The 21,864-nt window shown below is 73.0% G+C and carries 18 protein-coding genes, 1 tRNA gene and 1 pseudogene; 8 read left to right on the forward strand and 12 right to left on the reverse strand.

Features of this window, described 5'->3' with window-relative positions:
* Window positions 1-107 precede the first annotated feature (107 nt).
* From IHE55_RS14815 to IHE55_RS14835, 5 genes and pseudogenes are all read right to left on the reverse strand, one after another.
* Window positions 108-1,583, reverse strand: a complete 1,476-nt coding sequence (locus tag IHE55_RS14815) for a peptidoglycan D,D-transpeptidase FtsI family protein (protein ID WP_197989460.1) — start codon at window positions 1,581-1,583, stop codon at window positions 108-110.
* A complete protein-coding gene (locus IHE55_RS14820; protein ID WP_197989461.1) occupies window positions 1,580-2,998 on the reverse strand; it encodes an FtsW/RodA/SpoVE family cell cycle protein in 1,419 nt (472 codons plus the stop codon). The genes IHE55_RS14815 and IHE55_RS14820 overlap by 4 nt, the downstream gene beginning before the upstream one ends.
* Window positions 2,999-3,020: 22 nt before the next feature.
* Window positions 3,021-4,625, reverse strand: a complete 1,605-nt coding sequence (locus IHE55_RS14825) for a PP2C family protein-serine/threonine phosphatase (RefSeq protein WP_197992011.1) — start codon at window positions 4,623-4,625, stop codon at window positions 3,021-3,023.
* 75 nt (window positions 4,626-4,700) lie between these two features.
* Window positions 4,701-5,231, reverse strand: a complete 531-nt coding sequence (locus IHE55_RS14830; protein ID WP_197989462.1) for an FHA domain-containing protein FhaB/FipA — start codon at window positions 5,229-5,231, stop codon at window positions 4,701-4,703.
* A gap of 10 nt (window positions 5,232-5,241) precedes the next feature.
* A pseudogene (locus IHE55_RS14835) lies at window positions 5,242-5,986 on the reverse strand (FHA domain-containing protein).
* 670 nt (window positions 5,987-6,656) lie between these two features.
* Between IHE55_RS14835 and IHE55_RS14840 the strand changes: the two are divergent.
* A tRNA-Leu gene (locus tag IHE55_RS14840) sits at window positions 6,657-6,740 on the forward strand.
* 67 nt (window positions 6,741-6,807) lie between these two features.
* A complete protein-coding gene (locus IHE55_RS14845) occupies window positions 6,808-7,029 on the forward strand; it encodes a hypothetical protein (protein ID WP_197989463.1) in 222 nt (73 codons plus the stop codon).
* Window positions 7,030-8,058: 1,029 nt separating this feature from the next.
* Here the strand turns inward: IHE55_RS14845 and IHE55_RS14850 are convergent.
* Window positions 8,059-9,333 (reverse strand): APC family permease, encoded by a 1,275-nt coding sequence (locus IHE55_RS14850; RefSeq protein ID WP_197989464.1) that lies wholly within the window; start codon window positions 9,331-9,333, stop codon window positions 8,059-8,061.
* A 562-nt stretch (window positions 9,334-9,895) separates the two neighbouring features.
* A complete protein-coding gene (locus IHE55_RS14855) occupies window positions 9,896-10,543 on the reverse strand; it encodes an FMN-dependent NADH-azoreductase (RefSeq protein ID WP_197992012.1) in 648 nt (215 codons plus the stop codon).
* Between the two features lie 124 nt (window positions 10,544-10,667).
* Between IHE55_RS14855 and IHE55_RS14860 the strand changes: the two genes are divergently transcribed.
* The 4 genes from IHE55_RS14860 to IHE55_RS14875 all read left to right on the forward strand — a co-directional run bounded on the left by IHE55_RS14860 (window position 10,668) and on the right by IHE55_RS14875 (window position 15,161).
* Window positions 10,668-11,039 carry a winged helix-turn-helix transcriptional regulator gene (locus IHE55_RS14860; protein WP_197989465.1) on the forward strand — a complete coding sequence of 124 codons (372 nt, stop codon included), beginning with the start codon at window positions 10,668-10,670 and terminating at the stop codon, window positions 11,037-11,039.
* Window positions 11,040-11,680: 641 nt separating this feature from the next.
* A complete protein-coding gene (locus IHE55_RS14865) occupies window positions 11,681-13,267 on the forward strand; it encodes a DUF2252 domain-containing protein (RefSeq protein WP_372442680.1) in 1,587 nt (528 codons plus the stop codon).
* Window positions 13,268-13,907: 640 nt separating this feature from the next.
* On the forward strand, window positions 13,908-14,747 hold the full coding sequence (locus IHE55_RS14870) for a J domain-containing protein (RefSeq protein WP_372442681.1): 840 nt from the start codon (window positions 13,908-13,910) through the stop codon (window positions 14,745-14,747).
* 63 nt (window positions 14,748-14,810) lie between these two features.
* On the forward strand, window positions 14,811-15,161 hold the full coding sequence (locus tag IHE55_RS14875; protein ID WP_197989467.1) for a rhodanese-like domain-containing protein: 351 nt from the start codon (window positions 14,811-14,813) through the stop codon (window positions 15,159-15,161).
* Between the two features lie 648 nt (window positions 15,162-15,809).
* Here IHE55_RS14875 and IHE55_RS14880 read toward each other — a convergent pair.
* Genes IHE55_RS14880 through paaA form a run of 5 tightly spaced genes read right to left on the reverse strand, consistent with a single transcriptional unit; the run spans window position 15,810 to window position 19,327 of the window.
* Complete coding sequence (locus IHE55_RS14880) at window positions 15,810-16,904, reverse strand: 2Fe-2S iron-sulfur cluster-binding protein (RefSeq protein WP_197989468.1); 1,095 nt, start codon at window positions 16,902-16,904, stop codon at window positions 15,810-15,812.
* The gene (paaD, locus tag IHE55_RS14885) at window positions 16,904-17,389 is read right to left on the reverse strand and encodes a 1,2-phenylacetyl-CoA epoxidase subunit PaaD (protein WP_197989469.1); all 486 of its coding nucleotides are present in this window, start codon (window positions 17,387-17,389) and stop codon (window positions 16,904-16,906) included. Before paaD ends, IHE55_RS14880 begins: the two co-directional genes overlap by 1 nt.
* Window positions 17,383-18,084 carry a 1,2-phenylacetyl-CoA epoxidase subunit PaaC gene (paaC, locus tag IHE55_RS14890; protein ID WP_197989470.1) on the reverse strand — a complete coding sequence of 234 codons (702 nt, stop codon included), beginning with the start codon at window positions 18,082-18,084 and terminating at the stop codon, window positions 17,383-17,385. Before paaC ends, paaD begins: the two co-directional genes overlap by 7 nt.
* The gene (gene paaB, locus IHE55_RS14895) at window positions 18,081-18,380 is read right to left on the reverse strand and encodes a 1,2-phenylacetyl-CoA epoxidase subunit PaaB (RefSeq protein WP_197989471.1); all 300 of its coding nucleotides are present in this window, start codon (window positions 18,378-18,380) and stop codon (window positions 18,081-18,083) included. The genes paaC and paaB overlap by 4 nt, the downstream gene beginning before the upstream one ends.
* Window positions 18,377-19,327, reverse strand: coding sequence for a 1,2-phenylacetyl-CoA epoxidase subunit PaaA (gene paaA, locus IHE55_RS14900; protein WP_197989472.1), 951 nt, complete (start codon window positions 19,325-19,327; stop codon window positions 18,377-18,379). The genes paaB and paaA overlap by 4 nt, the downstream gene beginning before the upstream one ends.
* Window positions 19,328-19,536: 209 nt before the next feature.
* Between paaA and IHE55_RS14905 the strand changes: the two genes are divergently transcribed.
* Both IHE55_RS14905 and IHE55_RS14910 read left to right on the forward strand, forming a co-directional pair.
* Complete coding sequence (locus tag IHE55_RS14905; protein ID WP_197989473.1) at window positions 19,537-20,199, forward strand: DUF5819 family protein; 663 nt, start codon at window positions 19,537-19,539, stop codon at window positions 20,197-20,199.
* Window positions 20,200-20,525: 326 nt separating this feature from the next.
* Complete coding sequence (locus IHE55_RS14910) at window positions 20,526-21,809, forward strand: HTTM domain-containing protein (protein WP_197989474.1); 1,284 nt, start codon at window positions 20,526-20,528, stop codon at window positions 21,807-21,809.
* The last annotated feature ends 55 nt before the right edge of the window (window positions 21,810-21,864 follow it).

A 21,864-nucleotide genomic window follows, 5' to 3' on the forward strand; every position in this document is an offset into this window, starting at 1 on the left:
ACCCGACCGGTACAGGGATGTGCGGAATCGGTATCCGGAGGTGACCTGAGTCACTGTCCGGCTCCGGCGCGACCCGCGACGGGCCCCGGTGCAAGGGGTGACCGGTGTCACTTCTCGCTGTCGAGCACCGCCTTCATCACGTCCCGCGCGATGGGAGCGGCGAGCCTGCCGCCCGCGATGTCGCTGCGGGTGGTGTCCGAGCCCTCGATCACCACGGCGACCGCCACCGGCGAGGACCCGTCCTTCCCCTTGGCGTAGGAGATGAACCAGGCGTACGGGTTCTCGCTGTTGGCGATGCCGCGCTGCGCGGTACCGGTCTTCCCACCGACCGTGACGCCGGAGATCTGAGCCTTGGTTCCGGTGCCGCTCTTGACCACCGTCTCCATCATCTCCTGGAGCTTGTGGGCGGTGTCGGCGGAGACCGCCTGGCTCAGCGGGGCGGGCGTGTGCCGCTCGATGTCGTTGAGGTTGGGGGCGCGCAGCTTGTCGACCATGTACGGCTCCATGAGCTTGCCGTCGTTGGCGATCGCGGCGGCCACCATGGCCATCTGGAGCGGGGTGGCGCGGGTGTCGAACTGGCCGATGGCGGACATCGCGTTGGAGGGGCGGTCCATCTCCTCCGGGTAGACGCTGGCGTTCGCCCGGACCGGGGTGTACACCTCCTCGTTGAAGCCGAACTTCTCGGCCTGCTCGCGCATCTTCTCCACGCCCAGGTCGTCGCCGAGCTTGCCGAACACCGTGTTGCAGGAGACCCGCAGCGCCTCCCGCAGCGAGGCGTTCTCGCAGGGCAGGTTGCCCTCGTTCGCCAGGTGCTTGGTGGACAGCGGCAGCCGCCACGGCAGCGGCGAGCGGGTCTTGGCGTCGATGTCGGTGTACAGCCCGTCCTCCAGCGCCGCGGCGGCGGTGACCACCTTGAACGTGGAGCCCGGCGCGTAGGTCTGGCGCAGCGCCCGGTTGAGCATCGGGTCGGACGGGTTGTTCTTCTTGTCCAGCGCCTTCCACGCCTTCTCGTCCTTCTCGCCGTTGCCGGCGATGGTCGAGGGGTCGTAGCTGGGGGTGCTGGCCAGGGCCAGGATGCGGCCGGTCTTGGGGTCGATCGCGGCGACCGCGCCCCGCTTGTCGCCCAGCCCCTCGAAGGCCGCCTTCTGCGCCTTGGAGTTGAGCGTGGTGATGACGTCGCCGCCCTTGCGCTCCTCACCGGTGAACATGTCGATGGTGCGGTTGAAGAACAGCCGGTCGTCGTCGCCGGTGAGGATGCCGTCTTCGAGGTTCTCGATCTGGGTGGCGCCGTACGCCTGCGAGGCGTAGCCGGTGACCGGCGCCCACATCTCGCCGTTCTTGTAGGTGCGCTTGTACTTGAAGTCGGTGCCGTTGGTCTCGACCGAGCCGGTGATGGCGGTGGCCCCGCCGTCCACGAAGATGTTGCCGCGCGGCTGGCTGTAGCGGGCGATCAGCACCCGGCGGTTGTGCTTGTTGCTCTGCAGGTCCTCGGCCTGGACGTACTGGAGCCAGTTGTCGCGCACCAGCAGGGCGAGGATCAGCAGGCCGCAGAAGATCGCGATGCGGCGCACCGGCTTGTTCACGGTCGGACCACCTGGGTCATCTCGGCGTCTGGGGAGGGCGCGGGGGCCGGTGCCGGGCGGCGCGCGGTGTCGCTGATCCGGATGAGTACGGCGATCAGCGCCCAGTTGGCGATCACCGAGGAGCCGCCGTACGCCATGAACGGCATGGTCATACCGGTCAGCGGGATCAGGCCCATCACACCGCCGGCGACGACGAAGACCTGGATGGCGAAGGCGGCCGACAGTCCGATGGCGAGCATCTTGCCGAACGGGTCCCGGGCGGCCAGCGCGGTGCGCGCGCCGCGCTCCACGATCAGTGCGTAGATCAGCAGGATCGCCATGGTGCCGCCCAGACCCAGCTCCTCGCCGACGGTGGCGAGGATGAAGTCGGAGTTGGCGGCGAAGCCGATGAGGTCGGAGTTGCCCTGGCCCAGGCCGGTGCCGACGGTGCCGCCGGAGCCGAAGGCCATCAGCGCCTGGGCGATCTGGTCGGTGGTGCCGTTCTCGAACGCGGCGAAGGGGTCCAGCCAGGCGTTGACGCGCTGCTCGACGTGGGGCTCGAAGGTGGAGACGGTGACCGCGCCGGCGGCGGACATCAGCAGACCGAAGACGATCCAGCTGGTGCGCTCGGTGGCCACGTACAGCATCACCACGAACATGCCGAAGAACAGCAGCGAGGTGCCCAGGTCGGTCTCGAAGACCAGGATCAGGATGCTGATCGCCCAGACGGTGAGGATCGGGAACAGGTCCCGTCCGCGCGGCAGGTACATGCCCATGAAGCGGCGGCTGGCCAGCGCCAGCGCGTCCCGCTTGACCATGAGGTACCCGGCGAAGAAGACCGCGATGACGATCTTGGCGAACTCGGCCGGCTGGATGGAGAAGCCGGCCACGCTGATCCAGATGCGGGCACCGAACACGTTCATGCCCAGGCCCGGCACGAGCGGCAGCAGCAGCAGGACCAGCGAGACGAACATCGAGATGTAGGTGTACCGCTGGAGCTTGCGGTGGTCCTTCAGCAGCAGCAGGACGGCCACGAACAGGGCTATGCCCATGGCCGAGTACATCAGCTGGCGCGGCGCGGCCACGGTGAACTCACCGCCGGCGGCCTCGGCGCGCTGGGCCAGCCGGCGGGACTGGTCCAGCCGCCAGATGAGCACCAGGCCCAGTCCGTTGAGCAGGGTGGCCAGCGGCAGCAGCAGCGGGTCGGCGTACGGGGCGAACTTGCGGACCACCAGGTGGCCCACGCCCGCCATGAAGCCCAGGCCCAGCCCGTAGCTGAGCAGGCCGGAGGGCAGCTCGTCGCTGAGCGCCAGGCCCACGTTGGCGTAGGCCAGCACGGGGATGATCACCGCGAAGGCGAGCATCGCCAGTTCGGTGTTGCGCCTGCTGGGCGGCCCGACCGTACTGATGGTGGTCGTGTTGGAGGTACTGCTCATTGCTCGACGGCCCCCTACGGCTTCACTGCTGGGCGGTGCTGCACTGCGGGACCAACTTCTGCTCCTCGGCGGTCAGTGTGGGACCGGGCCGGGGCGTGGGCGTGTCCGCGGTGTACGCCTGCGTCTGCAGCTGGCCCGTGCCGGCACCGCCGGGCGGGACCGGGGTCTGCTGCGATGTGCCGGGGGGCGGGCTCGCGCCGTCCGCGGGCCTGCCGTCGGGACCGGTCTGCGCCGGGTCCTTCTCCTTGTCGCCGCCGAGCTCCTTGTGCGCGTCCTCGGCCCGCTTCCGCTCCTCGTCCGCCTGCCTGCGCTCCTCCACCTTGCGGCAGGCGCTGGCGAGCGTGGCCAGGGTGCGGGTCTTCGCCCGCGCCTGGCCGAGGCTGCTGAACGCGATGGTCTCCTTCAGCCGCTCCCGCTGGTCCACCGGGAGGTACTTGAGTTCGATCTCGCGGTGGTCCTCGTGGACCTCGTTGAGGCTGATCCAGGCGAGGTCCTGGCTGATGCCCTGGTAGATGGCGACGTGGTCCCCTTTGGTTCCCACGTAGTACTGGTTCTGGGTCCAGCGGTAGCCGCCGTAGAGCGCGCCGCCGGCCACCGCGAGGCCGAGGCCGATGTAGAGCGACCGCTTCAGCCAGGGGCTGCGGCCGGGCTTCTTGCCCAGGTCGGTGTCGGCGTAGGCGTCGAAGCTGCCGTCGGGCGGCCCGCCGAGCGAGGGGGAGCCGCTGCCGGGCGGGCCGAAGCCGCCGGGCGCGTCCTGCTGTGCGGGCACCGAGCGGCCCAGTTCGGCGGCGCGGCCGGCCGGGGTCTGGGAGGCCCCGCCGTCGCCGAGCTGCACCTGGTTCTCGGCGACCGCACCGACGATCACCGGGGTGTCGCTGAGCTGGGCGGCGAGGGTGTCGTTGTCGTCCACGTCGAGGACGTCGGCGACGATGCAGGTGATGTTGTCGGGGCCGCCGCCGCGCAGCGCGAGCTGGATCAGCTCCTGGACCGTCTCGTGCGGGCCCTGGTAGCTGGCGAGGGTGTCCTCCAGCGTCTGGTGGCTGACCACCCCGGACAGGCCGTCGGAGCAGATCAGGTACCGGTCGCCGGCCCGCACCTCGCGGATCGACAGGTCCGGTTCCACGTGGTCGCCGCTGCCCAGCGCGCGCATCAGCAGGGAGCGCTGCGGGTGGGTGGTGGCCTCCTCCTCGGTGATCCGGCCCTCGTCCACCAGCCGCTGCACCCAGGTGTGGTCCTGGGTGATCTGGGTGAGCACCCCGTCGCGCAGCAGGTAGGCGCGGGAGTCGCCGACGTGTACCAGGCCCAGCCGCTGGCCGGTCCACAGCAGTGCGGTGAGTGTGGTGCCCATGCCCTCCAGCTGCGGGTCCTCGTCCACCATGACGCGCAGCTGCTCGTTGGCGCGCTGCACCGCGCTGCCCAGGGAGGTGAGGAGGTCGGAGCCGGGGACGTCGTCGTCGAGCTGGACGAGCGTGGAGATCACTTCGGAGCTGGCCACCTCGCCGGCGGCCTGTCCGCCCATGCCGTCGGCGATGGCGAGCAGCCGGGGGCCGGCGTAACCGGAGTCCTCGTTGCCCTCGCGGATCATGCCCTTGTGCGACCCGGCGGCGAAACGCAGCGACAGACTCATGCGCACCTCACCCGTCGGCTCCGGGAACAGCCCCTTTGCTGACACGCTGCCCACCCTCCGGTCGTCATGGTCGTACTACTTCCGCAGCTCGATGACGGTCTTGCCGATGCGGATCGGCGCGCCCAGCGGAATCGGTGTCGGTGTGGTGAGCCGGGTCCGGTCGAGGTACGTGCCGTTGGTGGATCCGAGATCCTCGACGATCCACTGGCCCCCCTGGTCGGGGTAGATCCTGGCATGGCGGCTGGAGGCGTAGTCGTCGTCCAGCACGATCGTGGAGTCATGGGCACGGCCCAAGGTGATGGTCTGGCCCTGGAGGGCGACGGTGGTGCCGGACAGCGAGCCCTCGGTCACGACCAGCTTGGTCGGCGCGTTCCGGCGGCCCCGGCCACCGGACTGGCCCCGGCCGCCGGACTGGCGCTGCGGGGGCGGGGCGGAACCCTGCCGCTGCCCGGACCGGTCGGGGGCGGCCCGGCGGGCACCCCCGGCCCGCTGCGTCACGCGCGTGCCGAACAGATCACTGCGGATGACCTGGACGGCCACGATGACGAACAGCCACAGTACGGCGAGGAAACCCAACCGCATGACCGTGAGGGTCAGCTCTGACATTGCCCCCGCTTCACCCTTCGGCTTGCCGGTAAACGATGGTGGTACTGCCCACGACGATCCGCGAGCCGTCGCGGAGCGTAGCGCGGGTGGTGTGCTGTCCGTCCACCACGATCCCGTTCGTCGAGCCCAGGTCCTGGATGGTCGGGGGGTTCCCGGCGCGGATCTCGCAGTGCCTGCGGGAGACGCCGGGGTCGTCGATGCGGACGTCGGCGTCCGTGCTGCGGCCGAGCACCAGGGTGGGCCGGGAGATCTGGTGGCGGTTGCCGTTGATCTCGATCCAGCGGCGCGTCTGGCCGCCGCCCGGGCGCGGGCCCGGACCCGGCGGACGGCTGCGCGGGCTGGCCCTGTCCGGGATGGCCCTGGTGCGGGTTCTGCGACTCGCTGGCCGCCAGGGTGCGGCTGCGCACCCGGTACAGGCCGGTGTCCAGGTCCTCCGCCTTCTGCAGGTGCACCTTGATGGCACCCATGAAGGTGTACCGCTGCTGCTTGGCGTAGTCGCGGACCATGCCGGCCAGCTCGTCGCCGAGCTGACCGGAGTACGGGCTGAGCCGCTCGTAGTCCGGGGTGCTCAGCTCCACGATGAAGTCATTGGGGACGACGGTGCGGTCACGGTTCCAGATGGTGGCGTTGTTGTCGCACTCCCGCTGGAGCGCGCCCGCGATCTCGACGGGCTGCACTTCTGACTTGAACACCTTGGCGAAGGTGCCGTTCACGAGACCTTCGAGACGCTGCTCGAACCGCTTGAGTACTCCCACGGGGCACCTCCTTCCTCAGTCGTTCCCAGAGTCGTTCACAGTGTCGTCCTGATACTGCTTACTGATCGTATCCACGCGTCGGGAAATCGGGTGGTTCCCCTTCCTGGCCCTGTGGAGGAGTGTGACCTCTCACAGGGATCGTAGAGGCGCCGTCATAACAGTGTCCCGCAACCGGCGAGGTCTCCGGACGGCCGGGGGCGGCACGGGCGGGGGCGAGGCCGGGCGGCCGGGCACCGGGCCCGGGGGACGGGTCCCGGTGGGGGCGGGGTGCGGGGTGGCGGGGGCTGTGGCGCGAGGTCCGGCGCCGGTGTGCGGCGCGGGGCGCGCCGGGGTCGTGGCGGAGGCGGGACGGGGCGGGGTCGTGGTGGTGGTGGGGGGTGCCGGGGGCGCGGTGGCGGCCGGTGCGGAACCGTGGTGGTGGCCGGCGCGGGGGCCGTGGTGGTGCGGCGGGGCCCGCGGTGGCGCGGCGGGTGTCGTGGTGGCGCGGCGGGGCCGGTGGCGGTCCGCAGGGGGCGGGTGCCGGCCTGGTGGCGGCCGGCGGGGAACGGGTGTGAAGACACCCCGCACAGCGTGCTAATGTTCTGCATGTCGGAAGGCGCTCCCCGGAGCACCGGGCCGGATCAGCCAGATCGGGTCGGCACTAAGGGAGAATCAGAACGGCAACACCCATGCGCGGGTGGCGGAATAGGCAGACGCGCTGGATTCAGGTTCCAGTGCCCGAAAGGGCGTGGGGGTTCAACTCCCCCCTCGCGCACAGATGAAGCGGGTCTCCCCGGTGACGAAAGTCACTGGAGAGGCCCGCTTCTTTTTTGTTGTTGTTCGTGCCCCTGCTGGTGCTGGTGCTGGTGCTGGTGCTGGTGCTGGTGCGGCTTGTGGTGTCGGTGCCTTCTCCGCTGTTGCTGCTCCTTGTGGTGAGTGCTGATGAGCGCTTCCGTGCGTCGAGTCGATTCCGGGTGCCGGGTGGGGCCGCGGGTGCCTGTGGCGGGCGGGGCGTAGGCATGGGCACGGCAGTGCCGGCCCCGGCGGCGGTGGCGCGGTCTTGAGTGCGGGCGCGGCATCGACGGTTCCGGTGGCGACCGGTGAACCGGCCCCTGAGCGGGCTGCCGGAGGACGCGATCGAGGCCACCGGGCGGTCCCGCACTCCACGCTCCCGGTGCGCCCCACGGCGTTCCGGCGAGGGCGGGACAGCACGGCTGGGGCGGTGCCGGCAGGGGTGGTGGTGGCCGGTGCGGGTGGCGGTGGGAATCTTCGGCGGGCCCGGCCTTTGGCCACGACTTTCGGCCATGTATTTCGGTCATCTCTTCGGGCGGGGTCTTCGGTGGCGTCGTGGGTCCTTCGTCGCCCGGTCGGGTCGTTTCACCTTTCGAGGGTGGCCCGGGCCGTGTCGTTTTTCCGGGCATGTCCGGAGCGCGGGACTCGCGGATCGAGGCGAGGGGAAGTGTGGACCGTCGGGCCGGTTGCCTTCCGCGGGCCGCTGGCGGCCCCGCCCGGTGCGGGTGGCGGGATACGGCCCCGCGGCGACGGCCCGGTGCGGTCATGATCTTGGCCGAAAGTTTGTCCACATGGCGGACCCGGAGGGGGCTGGGGAGCGGGAGGGGTGAAACCTCCGGCCGGTCGGTGGGCCGGTCCGGCGGGCAGGCGGACCCAGTGGGGGCCCGAGGGGGTGGATGGGACGCCCGAGGTGGAGGCGGGTGACGGCCGATGCTCACAAAAAAGGCTTGATTTCGTCGTTTCGGCAGCGGAAAACGGGCCTCGCGGGCCGACACCTCGGGTGTTTCGGGTGGCTGCCGACCCCGGTCGTGCCGGTGGACGGAGATGCCGGCCTGGCGGCGGTGACAGCGGAGGGTGACCGCCGGACCGGGCTGGCGGTCTCGCCGGGGTGGCACCGGGCGGCCGGGGCGGGGGATGCCGGCGGCGCTGCCGGGCCCTGACGGAGGGGGCCCGGGGGTGCCGCCGGACCGGCCGCCGGCACCGAGGAGGGCCCGGGACCGGGCGCGGTGTCGGCGCGGGGTGCGCCCGGGGCCGGGGGCGCGGTGTCGGCGCGGGGTGGGCCCGGGACCGGGGCCGTGGCGTCAGCGCGGGGTGAACCGGGCCCGTACCGCGTACGACAGGGCACCGGCCGCCAGGACCGCCGCGCCGGTGATCACCGAGGTGACCGGCAGGCTGAAGGCCAGCAGCAGACACCCGGCCAGGCCGACCGCGGCCACGGTGCGGACCACGGTCCGGCGCGCGGTGGTCTCCTCGGCGCGCAGTGTCCAGGCGGAGGCGTTCGCGACGGCGTAGTAGACGAGGACGCCGAAGGACGAGAAGCCGATCGCGCCGCGCAGATCGACGGTCGCCGCGAGCACCACCACCACGGCCCCCACCGCCAGCTCCGCGTGGCGCGGGACGTCGTGCCGGGGTTCGACGGCGGCGAGGAACCCGGGCAGGTGGCGGTCGCGCGCCATGGCGAGGGTGGTGCGGGAGACGCCGAGGATCAGGGCGAGCAGTGCACCGAGGGCCGCCGTGGCCGCGCCGGTGCGCACCACCGGCGCGAGTTCCGGCACGCCGGCCGCCCGGACCGTCTCCGCCAGTGGGGCCCCGGCGGCGGCGAGCCGGTCCGGTCCGAGGACGGCGAGGGTGGCGACGGCCACCGCCGCGTACACCACGAGCGTGATCCCCAGGGCGACCGGGATGGCGCGCGGGATGGTGCGGGCCGGATCGCGGACCTCCTCGCCGAGGGTGGCCACCCGGGCGTACCCGGCGAAGGCGAAGAAGAGGAGCCCGGCCGCCTGGAGCACCCCGGTGACGTCGGCGTCGGCGCCCGGTTCCAGTTGTGCCGCGTCCGCCCGGGAGCTGGTCAGCGCGGTGACGACGACCGAGGCGAGCACGGCGAGGACGACCGCGACGGCGGCCCGGGTGAACCAGGCGGACTTCTGGACGCCGAAGCAGTTGAGGGCGGTGAGGGCCACCACCGCGGCCACCGCCACCGGACGCTCGTGGCCGGGCCAGACGTAGGCGCCGGCGGTCAGCGCCATGGCGGCGCAGGACGCGGTCTTGCCGACCACGAACCCCCAGCCGGCCAGGTGTCCCCAGAACGGGCCGAGGCGCTCCCGCCCGTAGACGTAGGTGCCGCCGGACGCGGGATGGCGGGCGGCGAGCCGGGCGGAGGAGGCGGCGTTGCAGTAGGCCACCAGGGCGGCCAGGGCCAGCCCCAGGAGAAGGCCGGAGCCGGCGGCGCGGGCGGCCGGGGCGAAGGCGGCGAAGACGCCGGCGCCGATCATCGCGCCGAGACCGATGGTCACCGCGTCGGTGAGGCCGAGCCGGCGTCGCAGGGCGGCGGGCTCGGCCGCGGTGGTGTCGTCCATGGGGCCTCCGGGCTCGGGTCCGTGACGGTGGGCGGCGGACGCCGCTTCACACCGTACGGCGCGCACGGTGACGGAAGGCCGAACAGAAGGCGGACGGAAGGTGTGCACGCCGGCCCGCGAAGGACCTCACCGGCCCCCGGCGGTCCGCGAGCCCCCACCGGTCCTCGCCTGCGGGTCCCGGCGAGCCCCTACGGGCCCTTGCCTGCCGGTTCCCGCGGGACCGCCCCGGCCCGCACGCCGCCCGTGCGCCCGTGCCGGGCCCCGGCGGTGCGGGCGGGGACCGGTCGGGCGTGGGCTGTGCCGGGGCGGCCCCGGGTCCGGAGGCCGCAACGGCTCCGGGATGGGGTTGGCCACCGAGGGCCGTACCGCCCCAGGTCCGGCCGCAGGGGGCCCGGCGGCCGGGAGCCGGCGGCCCGGGGCAACCCGTTCGGCCCCTCCGGGCGGCCCGGAGGGGCTTGACGGGCCGGGGCGACACCCGACGGTCCGTGCGCCGGCCGGGGAAGGGAGGCACGGACCGGACGGGGCGGGCCGGAGGGAGGAGAGGGGCGGGGTCGGCCGAGGGTCAGGCGAAGCGGGCGGCGAGCGCCTTGGCCTGGGCGGCGGCCTCCTCGTGCGCCTTGGCCTTGGAGGCGTCGGCGAGCTCGACCAGGTCGGCCATGGCGGGGTTGGACCGGGCCAGCGTCAGCTCCGGAACGATGAACTCGGTCTCCAGTCCGAGGGAGCCCAGCGCCTTGCCGAGGTAGGTCGTGACGAACTCGAAGCTCTCACGCGGGGTGCCCGGGCCGTAGCCGCCGCCACGGCTGGCGACCACCACGGTCGGGGTGCCGGAGGTGGTGGTCTGCTCGGCGCCGGAGGTGCGGCCCATGATGATCACGTGGTCCAGCCACGCCTTGAGGGTGGACGGGATCGTGAAGTTGTACATCGGGGCGCCGATCAGGACGACGTCCGCGCTCTCCAGTTCCCGGGTGAGCTCCTCGCGGAGCGCGAACGCGGCGCGCTGCTCGTCGGTGTGCTCGGCCGGCGGGACGAAACCGGCGGCCGCGGCGGCACCGTCCAGGTGCGGGACCGGAGCGGCGGCGAGATCGCGGTAGATCACCGTGCCGTCCGGGTGCTGGGCCTCCCACGCCTCGCGGAACGTCGCGGTGACGGAACGGGAGGCGGACAGCTCGGCGGGGGCGAAGGACGAGTCGATGTGCAGCAGCGTGGGCATGGCCATGTCTCCGTTCGGGATGTGCCCGGCTCTACCCGAGCCGGAAACTTTCGTACGCAACTATGAATAGCACAGTAGCTTACTTTTTTATAGTCCCCTATCCCGGCGCAGTACCCTGAGGGGTATGACGGGCAGCGATGAACACACGGAGCAGGCGTGCAAGAGGGTCGATGACGGCATGGCGCGCGTCTTCGGGCTGTTCGGCAAGCGCTGGACCGGGCTGGTCGTCGCCGCCCTCATGGAGCACGGGGCGTACTTCGCCGACCTGCGGCGGGCCATCCCCGGGATCAGCGAGCGGATGCTCTCCGACCGGCTGGCCGAGCTGGCGGCGACCGGTCTGGTGGTCCGGAAGGTGGACGAGGGTCCGCCGCTGCGGGTCAGCTACCGGCTGACCGAGGCGGGGCGGGCGCTGGAACCGGCGCTGAAGGAGCTCACCCGGTGGGCCGAGACCTATCTGCCGGACGGCGGTGGGTGCCCGGAGCAGTTCCGGGGCTGAGTCCCCCCGGGGCCGGGTCCCGGGACGCTCCCGAGGTGATTTCGGGGCCGAGCTGCTGCGCCCGGGGGTTCGGGCGGTTCCGGTGTCCGAGCTACGGGGGCTGCGGTGGCGGGGGTCGTGCTCCGGGCCGTAGGGGGCCTCGGGGCTCAGGGGCCCCTGAGCCCGCGTTCCGGGGGTGCGCAGGGGGGTCGCGCCGGCCGGGGTCCGTGGCTGGGCTCGCGGCGCGCGGGTGCGGGTGGGGCGCGAGGATCGCGGTCCGGTCGTGGCCGGCGAGCCGCGCTCGTCGGGTTGCGGTCGCCGGTTGGGGGTGCCGTGACGGTGTGCCGGGGCGGCGTGCGGGGACGGCGTGCGGGGACGGCCGGGGCGTGCGATGCCGAAGTGGCGATGCCGGGGAGCGCTGCCGATGTGCGCTCCGGTGTGTGCTGCCGACGGGAGCTATCGGGGCGAACAGGAGCATCACGGTCCCCGAGGCGTGGGTTATCCACAGGCTGTGCGCAGTCCCTGTGGGTTACGCGGGTGGTTGTCCACAGGCACTGACAGCCCGCCGATGCGCTGGGTAACGTCGTACCGGTGTTCGGAGCCGGCGCCGCCGATGGGGCGGGGGGAAGGGCTCCGGAGTCAGGGAACGGGGGGACCTCACGATGACCCATACGGAGACGGCCGGACCGGCCACCACGGCCGCGGCCGCCACCTCGGCCGGGACGGCTGCGGCGCCGGTCGGTGCGGCCCCGCCGGACGCTACGGCCACCACGGCCGGGGCGGGGGCGGAGCCCGGAAGCAGACCGGTGGCCGAGGGAGGGGCGGCGCGCCGGCGCTCCGGAACGGGCACGGTCGCCGGGCGGGGCACGCGCATCCCCCGGGTCCCCGGGTTCGCGCCGCAACGGGACGGAGGCGCCCCCAAACAGGAGGGCAAGGCGCTGCGCCGACGGGTGCCACGCTCCCGCCACGCCGAACTGGTGGTGCATCCCGGCCGGCCGGACGCGGTGGCGGCGGTTGTCGCCTCGAACGCCGGGCGGCTGCCGGAGCTGACCCCGATACGCGTCGGCCGCATGGCCGCCTCTCCCTTCGCCTTCCTCCGCGGGTCGGCGGGGCTGATGGCGCACGACCTGTCGGCATCGCCGGTGACCGGGGTCGGCGCCCAGATCTGCGGCGACGCGCACGCCGCCAACTTCGGCCTGTACGGCGACGCGCGCGGCGAGCTGGTCATCGACCTCAACGACTTCGACGAGACCCTGCACGGGCCGTGGGAGTGGGACGTCAAGCGGCTGGCGGCCTCGCTGGTCCTGGCCGGCCGCGAGGTGGGTGCCGACGAGGACACCTGCCGGGCGGCGGCCCACGACGCGGTGGGTGCCTACCGCCGCACCCTGCGGCTGCTCGCCGGCCTGCCGGCGGCCGACGCCTGGCACGCGATAGCGGACGAGGCGCTGGTCTCGCACACCGACGCCCGCGACCTGGTCGGCACCCTGGAACGCGTCTCCGAGAAGGCGCGTCGGAACACCAGCGCCCGGTTCGCGGCCCGGGCGACCGAACCGACGGCGGACGGCGGCAGACGGTTCCTGGACGCTCCACCGGTGCTGCGCCGGGTGCCCGACGAGGAGGCCGCGGCCGTCGCGGCGTCCCTGGGCGACTACCTCGCCACCCTGCCCACCGACCGGCTGCCGCTGTTGTCCCGGTACGCCATCCAGGACGTCGCCTTCCGGATCGTGGGCACGGGAAGCGTGGGGACCCGCTCCTATGTGGTGCTGCTCCTCGATCACCGGGGCGAGCCCCTGGTGCTCCAGGTCAAGGAGGCGCGCCCCTCGGTCCTGCTCCCCCATGTCGAGGCTGCCGGGTACCGGGTGCCGCCGGCCGGGCACGAGGGACGCCGCGTCGTCGAGGGCCAGAAGCGGATGCAGGTGGTGAGCGACTTCCTGCTCGGCTGGACGACGGTGGACGGGCGGCCGTACCAGGTCCGGCAGTTCCGCAACCGGAAGGGCAGCGTGGACCCCGCCGCCCTGGCCGCCGACCAGATCGACGACTACGGCCGGATGACCGGGGCCCTGCTGGCGCGGGCGCACGCGCACAGCGCCGACCCCCGGCTGCTGGCGGGGTACTGCGGGAAGAACGAGGAGCTGGACGTGGCGATCGCCGCGTTCGCGGTGGCCTACGCCGACCGGACCGAGGCCGACCACGCCGACCTCCTCACGGCGGTCCGGGCCGGCCGGATACCCGCCGAGCTCGGCGTCTGAACCGCCGCCCACCACCCCCGCTGCCCGGGCGTCCTGTGGCCGGACGACAACGTCCGGCCGGGCGTGGCGCACCCGCGGGAGCGAGGGACCACGGACCGGAAGCGAATACCGGACGGGGCGGCGCGGTCCCGACCGGGCCGGACCGCCGGTCAGAGAGGACTCCGCCCCGCGGTGCGGGCGCACGGTTGCGAAGGCGGCGCTCAGGAGGCAGGGCCCGCCCGGAGGGGGACGTGCGGAGGCGCCGGCGGGGCGGACCGGGGCGGAGCTTCCTACGCAGGTGAGGGCGGGGAGCACCCGAGTCGGCAGCGCATCCGAGTCTGCGGCGGACGGAGGCGAGGACGGGGCGGGACGCGTAGTACGGGCCGGAGCCGAGGCAACCGGACCAAGGACCGAGGGTCCGAAGAGAGCCTGGCGGCGGCCCGGGGTGGAGGCGGCCGGAGCCGGACGGGGCCGAGGTAAGCGGACCGGGCCGTGGGCGGGCCCGCGGTGAGGTGGGCCGGGGCCGGTGGGTGCGACCTGGCGTGAAGGCGGGCCGGAGGTGAGGACGGCCGGGGCGGACGGGGCCGCGAACGTGCCCGAGGCGCCCTCTGCGTTCTTCCGGTGATGCCAGGGCGGGTGACCCGAGACGTAGGCTGGGCGGGTGACGAACCCGGAAGTGGATCAGCCAGGGCCGGATGTGGCGACGGAGCCGGTGTCGGACGCCGAGGCGGCGGCCACCCAGCGGCTGGAGCGCGCCGTGCGGGCGGCCGAGCAGGCGCTGATCGAGTTCGAGATCGCGGTGGAGACCTTCCGCATCGAGGTGGAGAACTTCTCCCGGCTGCACCACCAGCGGCTGGGGCCGATGTACTCGCGTCTCGATGAACTCGACGCACGGATCGCCGAGGCCGTCGCGGCCCGCACCGGTGACCCCGAGGACGTGCGCCGGGCCCAGGAGGCACGGGCTCTCGTGCTGCCCATGCCTCAGGTCGAGGAGCTCTTCTTCGGCTGGCTGGACTCCGAGGGAATGCCTCCGGAGGCGGCGGCGATGCTCACCGAGCAGCCGGTCCAGCCTCCGCCGCGGGTCCGTCCCAGCGAGGAGGCGCGGCGGCTCTACCGGGACCTGGCCCGCAGGGCGCACCCCGACCTGGCGGAGGACGACGCCGAACGGCAACGGCGCGGAGAGTTCATCGTCCAGGTGAACGCCGCCTACGCCGCGGGCGACGAGGCGCGGCTGCGGGAACTGGCGGAGGAGTGGGATGCCGGACCCACGCCGCCGGAGCGGCGGCCCAGCCGGAGCGAGGAGCTCTACGCCCGGTTGGAGTGGCTGGCGGCGCGGAAGGAGATGCTCGCGGCGGTCGCGGCGGAGCTGGAGTCCAGCGCCATAGGCTCGATGATCAAAATGGCGCCGGAGGACCCGGACAGGCTGCTGGAAGAGATCGCCGAACAGTTGCTGGCCCAGGTTGCCGAGAAGGAAGCCCGGCTGGCGGAGCTGGTGAAGTAGCCTCGCTGGAGGCCCTGTGGAGACCGAGCCCAGCGGCCGATTCGCCGGAGAGAGGTTTCCCTGATGCAGTTTGGCCCGCTTCCCGAGGTGGACGCCGCGGCGGTGCCGTCCGACGGCTTCCTGCTGGACGTCCGTGAGGACGACGAGTGGGCGGCCGGGCACGCCGAGGGCGCCCTGCACATCCCGATGGGGCAGATCGTGGCGCGCTTCGGTGAGCTGACCGAGGCGGTCGGTGACGGCCGCCGCGTCCACGTGGTGTGCCGGGTCGGTGGCCGGTCCGCGCAGGTGACTCAGTACCTGATCGCCCAGGGCATGGACGCCGTGAACGTGGACGGTGGCATGCTGGCCTGGGCCGCTTCCGGGCGCCCGCTGGTCAGCGGCCAGGGCGAGGACGAGGCCCCCTTCGTCCTCTGAACGCCTGACGCTCCCCGTACGCACACGGGTCCGCCCCGGCCAACCCCCGGGGCGGTGCCCGCCGCCTCTGTCATCCCGGCCCCGGCCGAAGCCTCACCCAGGGGCCGGCAGCTCCGGCTTCGGCCGTAGCCCGGCCGTATCCCTGCCCGCGGGCTCAGGGTGTGGTCGGCGAACCCGGCAACCGCCCCCGTCCTCCCCCTCGGTCCCCCGTTCCGCACCGGGTTCCCGTGCCGGACAGGGGACCCGAGCGGCGTACAGGGCGGGCCCGCCCCGCCGCTTCCCCTTGGAGCGATGCGGACGGCGCTACTCCATCCACCAGGCCTCGAACGACGCGTTTCCCCACCGGCTTCCGAAGCCTCGCGCAGCTGTCACTGCCCTGCGGCTCCCGGGAATCCGGCCCCCGAACTCCCAGCTCGGGCCCCCAACCGCTGGACCCGGAGTCCGACCGCGTCCACGCCTCCGGCCGGAGCCTCACCGAAGCCGTACGGGGGTGCCGCGGCCGGCTCGGCGGGGTCCGGCCGCCCCGGCGGGGAGTCGACGCCCCAGCGGGGACGACGTCCCGGGGCGGCTCCGGGTGCCCCGGCCGGACGTCCTGTAGGGGACCGGCTGGGCCCGATGGGTCCGGTGGGGTCCGGTGGGCCCGGTGGGTCAGCGGTCGAAGTCCAGCTCGACCTCCTCGCCGACCGGGTGGGACTGGCAGGCCAGCACGTAGCCGGCGTCCACCTCCTCCGGCTCCAGCGCGAAGTTGCGGTCCATCCGTATCTCGCCGGACACCAGGAAGGCGCGGCAGGTGCCGCACACCCCGCCCTTGCAGGCGTACGGGGCGTCGGCGCGGTTGCGCAGGACCGTCTCCAGCAGCGATTCGCCGTCCTTCACCGGCCAGCTGCCCGACCTGCCGTCGAGGGTCGCGGTCACGGTGCTGTGTGCGGGTGCGGGGGCCCGGTCGACCGTGGGGGCGGCTCCGTCGTCCACGTGGAAGATCTCCTGGTGGACCCGGTCCCTGGCGACACCGAGGGCGCGCAGTGCCCGCTCCGAGCTCTGTACCAGGCCGTAGGGTCCGCACAGGAACCAGCCGTCCACCGAGGGCACCGGCAGCAGGCTCGGCAGCAGCGTGGTGAGGCGTTCCTCGTCCAGCCGCCCGGAGACCAGGCCGGCCTGCTGCTCCTCCCGGGACAGGACACTCACCAGCTGGAACCGGTCCGGCCAGCGGTCCTTCAGATCGGCGACCTCTTCGAGGAACATCGTGGAGGCGGTGGTCCGGTCGCTGCGTATCAGGCAGAACCGGGCCTCCGGGCACCGGTCGAGCAGTGTCGCCGCGATCGACAGCACCGGGGTGATACCGCTGCCACCCACGATCGCCGCGTAGGTCCCCGGGCGGGGTTCCAGGACGAACCGTCCGGCCGGGGGCAGCACCTCCACGGTGTCGCCGGCCGCCAGCTCCTTGAGCGCGTAGGTGGAGAACTCGCCGCCCTCCACCTGCCGCACACCGACCTGGAGGTGCTCCGGCTCCTCCGCCGGGCCCGGTGCCGGGGTGCAGATCGAGTAGGTGCGCCGGATCTCGGTGCCGCCGGCCAGGCGCCGCCGCAGGGTGAGGTGCTGGCCAGGGGTGTGGCGGTACAGCTCGCGCAGCTCGGCCGGCACCGTGAGGGTCACGGCGACCGAGTCGTCGGTGAGCCGATCGACCGCGGCCACCTTCAGCGGGTGGAAGGTGTGGTGGGCCGCGGCGGAGGAGGGGCGGGCCATCACAACTCCTTGAAGTGGTCGAACGGTTCGCGGCAGCTCTCGCACCGGCGCAGGGCCTTGCAGGCGGTGGAGGAGAAGCGGCTGAGCAGTGTGGTGTCGGTCGATCCGCAGTGCGGGCACCGGATGGCGAGGGTCACCGGGACCGGGCCGGCGGCGCGCGGCGGGGCTATGCCGGACTCGGCGAGCTTCCTGCGCCCCTCGGCCGTGATCTCGTCGGTGGTCCAGGGCGGGGAGAGCACGGTGCGGACCTCGACCTGGGCGATGCCGTGGTCATGCAGCACCCGCTCGATGTCGGCGGCCATGGTCTCGACCGCCGGGCAGCCGGTGTAGGTGGGGGTCAGCCGCACCTCCACCCGGCCGGGTGCCAGGAGCTGCACCCCGCGCAGGACGCCCAGCTCGGCAAGGGTGATCATGGGCAGCTCGGGGTCGGGAACGCCTCCGGCCAGCTCGGCCAGCTCGGCTTCCAGGGGGCTGAGCGTCACCATGTCGCCCCCGGGTGGCTGCGGTGCAGATGCTGCATCTCGGCCAGCATCCGGCCGAACGGCTCGGTGTGGATGCCCTGCCGCCCACCACCGGCCGTCCAGGCGTCCTGCCGGGGACCGTCCGGCACGGTCAGCGTGGCCCGCTCCAGCACGGAGGTGATGCTCGTCAGCCACCCGCGCTGCAGTTCGGCCCAGTCCACCGGGCACCCCTCGACCGGCTCGAACAGCTCGCCGGTGAAGCGCCACAGGGAGTCGATCCCGTGCTGCATCCGCCGGTGGCTCTCCTCCGTGCCGTCGCCGAGCCGCAGTGTCCAGTGCTCGGCGTGGTCGCGGTGGTAGGTGACCTCCTTGACCGCCTTGGCCGCGAGCGGGGCGAACTCGCTGTCGCCCGCCGCGAGCTGCCGGAACAGCAGCTCCTGGAAGGTCGAGAAGTAGAGCTGGCGGGCGATGGTGCAGGCGAAGTCGCCGTTGGGCTGCTCCACCAGCTGCACATTGCGGAAGGCACGCTCCTCGCGGAGGAAGGCGAGCTCGTCCTCGTCACCGGCGAGGGAGAGCAGGACCCGGGCCTGACCGAGGAGGTCCAGCGCGATGTTCGCCAGCGCGACCTCCTCCTCCAGCACCGGGGCGTGCCCGGCCCACTCCCCCAGCCGCTGGGAGAGCACCAGCGCGTCGTCGCCCAGGGCGATGGCGGCGGTCACAGGTGTCGCACCCCTTCCGGGATCTCGTAAAACGTGGGGTGCCGGTAGGGCTTGTCGGCCGACGGCTCGAAGAACGGGTCCTTCTCGTCCGGGGACGAGGCGGTGATCGCGGTGGAGGGCACCACCCAGATGGAGACGCCCTCCGAGCGGCGGGTGTAGAGGTCCCGCGCGTTCCGCAGGGCCATCTCGGCGTCCGGCGCGTGGAGGCTGCCGGCGTGGGTGTGGCTGAGCCCGCGACGGCTGCGGACGAACACCTCCCACAGCGGCCAGTCCTTGCCGCTCGTCTCCGTGGTCATGACCGTGCCTCTCCGTGCTTCGCGGCGTAGACCGCGGCGGCTTCGCGCACCCAGGCGCCTTCCTCGTGGGCCCGGCGCCGCTGCGAGAGCCGCTGGGCGTTGCACGGGCCGTTGCCCCGCAGCACCTCGCGGAACTCGTCCCAGTCGATGGGCCCGAAGTCGTAGTGGCCACGCGCCGGGTTCCACCGCAGATCGGGGTCGGGGAGGGTCAGCCCCAGGCTCTCGGCCTGCGGGACGCAGATGTCCACGAAGCGCTGCCGCAGCTCGTCGTTGGAATGGCGCTTGATCTTCCAGGCCATCGACTGCGCCGAGTGCGCCGACTCGTCGTCCGGCGGGCCGAACATCATCAGGGACGGCCACCACCAGCGGTCCACCGCGTCCTGCGCCATGGCGTGCTGCGCCTCGGTGCCCTGGCTCAGCGCCATCAGCAGCTCGTAGCCCTGGCGCTGGTGGAAGGACTCCTCCTTGCAGATCCGGATCATGGCGCGTGCGTACGGCCCGTAGGAGCAGCGGCACAGCGGCACCTGGTTGGTGATCGCCGCACCGTCCACCAGCCAGCCGATGGCGCCCACGTCCGCCCAGGTCAGCGTCGGGTAGTTGAAGATCGAGGAGTACTTCTGGCGCCCCGAGTGCAGCTTGTCGAGCAGTTCCTCCCGGCCCACGCCGAGGGTCTCCGCCGCGCTGTAGAGGTAGAGCCCGTGGCCCGCCTCGTCCTGGACCTTGGCCATCAGGATCGCCTTGCGCCGCAGGGAGGGCGCGCGGGTGATCCAGTTGGCCTCGGGCTGCATCCCGATGATCTCGGAGTGCGCGTGCTGCGCTATCTGCCGCACCAGGGACGCGCGGTACGCGTCGGGCATCCAGTCCCGCGGCTCGATGCGCTCGTCCGCGGCCAGGGCGGCTTCGAACACCGCCTCGTACACCGCCGGGTCCGCCGCCGTGGTGGTCATGCCAGCCCCCTCGCCCTCGCTGCCGGCGACCGGCCGTCCCTACCGACCGATCGTTCGGTTCAATGGTGGGCCGAGGGGTCGTAGGGTGTCAACCCTGTGGATAACCGGGAGGGGCCTGTGCCGGGCGGGCCCGCGTCGGTACCGTTCCGACGGGAGTCGGGGTGTCGCGCGGCCGAGGAGGGCGCCGGCGGTACGGGGAACGGGGCCAGATGGAGCGGGAAGACCACACGACCGCCGAGGTGAGCCGGCTGTCGCTGCCCGCGCAGCTGACGGTCGCCGTCGTGGCGGCCGTGGTGGCCGTCGCGGTCGCCGTCCACCTGGCCATGGTGTTCCTGCACGTCGCGCCGTCCAACACGGTGAGCAAGGAACACGGCGACACCATCGACGAGTACATCTACCCGGAGTTCGAACAGAACTGGAAGCTGTTCGCCCCCAACCCGCTCCAGCAGAACGTGGCCATCGAGGTGCGCGCCGAGATCCGCACGCCCGAGGGCGGCACCTCCACCACCGGCTGGAAGAGCCTCAGCGCACAGGACGGCGCGGCCATCCGTCACAACCTCCTGCCCAGCCACACCCAGCAGAACGTGCTCCGCCGCGCCTGGGACTTCTACGTCGGCTCCCACGACGCGCAGGACCAGCCGATCGGGGAACGCGGCGTGCTCTTCGGGCAGTACCTGAAACGGATCGTGATGCACCGGCTCGGTACCGAGGAGGACGGCGGCACGGTGCGCCGGGTGCAGGTCCGGTCCGCCACCACCCCGGTCGGCCCCCCGCCGTGGAGTGACGAGAAGCGGGACACCAGGACCGTCCACCGCGAACTGCCCTGGTGGACCGTGACCGCCGCCGACGTGCCGGAAGGGGCGGGCCGGTGACGGAACCCGACGGGTCGTCCGCGGACGAGGCGGCCACCCACGACGCGCCCGGGACCGCTCCCGGGCGGGCGCCGCGGGTGGTGCCCCGGCCCGCCGGGGCACCACAGGCCGCCCCGCTGCCGGCGCCCCGCGAGGCGTCCGGTCCACCGCAGGCCCCGCCCGCACCGCAGGTCCCGCCCGCACCGCAGGACCCGCACGTGCCGCCGGTTACTGCGGCAGCCGCGACGACACCGGCGCCGCCGGCCCCCGTACGAGTGATCGAAGACCAGTCGGCGGGCGGTCCGGCGGGCGGTGGGCCGGGCATACCCGGCGGCGCCATACCGGCGGTGGGGACCGGACTGCCCCGGTCCGGACACCCCGGCCCGGCCCCGGCCCGGCTGCTGCGCCGCGCGGAGACCGCGGTCACCCGCGGTTACCTGCGGGTCACCACCGCCGCTCTCGGCCCGTACCAGACCGCGGTCGTACGGATCGGATTCGCCTTCACCTGGTTGTTCTTCCTGCTGCGGGAGTGGCCCCACCGGCGGGAGCTGTACGGTCCCGACAGCCCGTTCAGCTTCGACATGGCCCGCACGCTGACCGACGGCAACCACTCCTTCTCGGTGCTGATGTGGTCGGACAGCGTCGTCTGGTTCGAGGCGGTCTACGCCCTCGCCATCGTCTCCAGCGCTGCGCTCTTGCTCGGCTGGCGCACCCGGACCATGTCCGTGCTGTTCATGATCGGCGTCCTCTCGCTGCAGAACCGCAGCATCTTCCTCGGGGACGGCGGCGACAACGTCATCCACCTGATGGCCACCTATCTGGTGCTCACCCGGTGCGGTCAGGTCTGGTCCCTGGACGCGCGCCGGGCCGCCGCAGAGGCGCGGAACGGCCCTGTGCCGCCCGGGCACCCGCCCCGGGACAGGGTGGGGGTGGCGCTCTGGGCGGCGGCCGGTGCGGGGCTGGCGGCCGCCCAGTCCCTCACCGAGGACCGGCTCCGGCTCACCGCCGACGGCCCCGTGCCCGGCCTGGGCTGGGGCACGGTGCTGTGGGGGCTGTGGCTGATCCAGGGGGTGTGGTGGCTGGTACGCCGCCACGCGCCCGGCGAGCCGCGCACGGTGCTGGACGCGCTGGCGAACCTGGTGCACAACGGGGCCCTCCTGGTGATCATGGCGGAGGTCTGCCTGATCTACGCGACCGCCGGCTGGTACAAGGTCCAGGGCTCCCGGTGGCAGGACGGCACCGCTCTGTACTACCCGCTGAACCTGGACTACTTCTCCCCCTGGCCCGGACTGGCGGACGCGCTGGTCAGCAGCGGGACCCTGGTCATGGTGCTGACCTACGGCACGGTGATCGTGCAGGTCGCCTTCCCGTTCACCGTGTTCAACCGGCGCATCAAGAACGTGCTGCTCGCGGTGATGGTGATGGAGCACATCGGCATCGCGGTCCTGATGGGCCTGCCGTTCTTCTCCCTCGCCATGATCGCCGCCGATGCCGTCTTCCTCCCCACGGTCTTCCTGCTCTGGCTGGGCGGACGGATGCGCCGCGTGACCGATCGGCTCCGGCCTCGCACCCCCGCCGCCACCACGGTGCCCGCGACGTACGGGGGGCGTGGCGGGCACCCGCCCCGCTGACCCGGAGCCGGCGCACCCGCGCCTGCCGGACCCGCGGGCGGGAACCGACGGTCCG

Source organism: Streptomyces pactum, from assembly GCF_016031615.1.
Taxonomy (GTDB): Bacteria; Actinomycetota; Actinomycetes; order Streptomycetales; family Streptomycetaceae; genus Streptomyces; species Streptomyces pactus.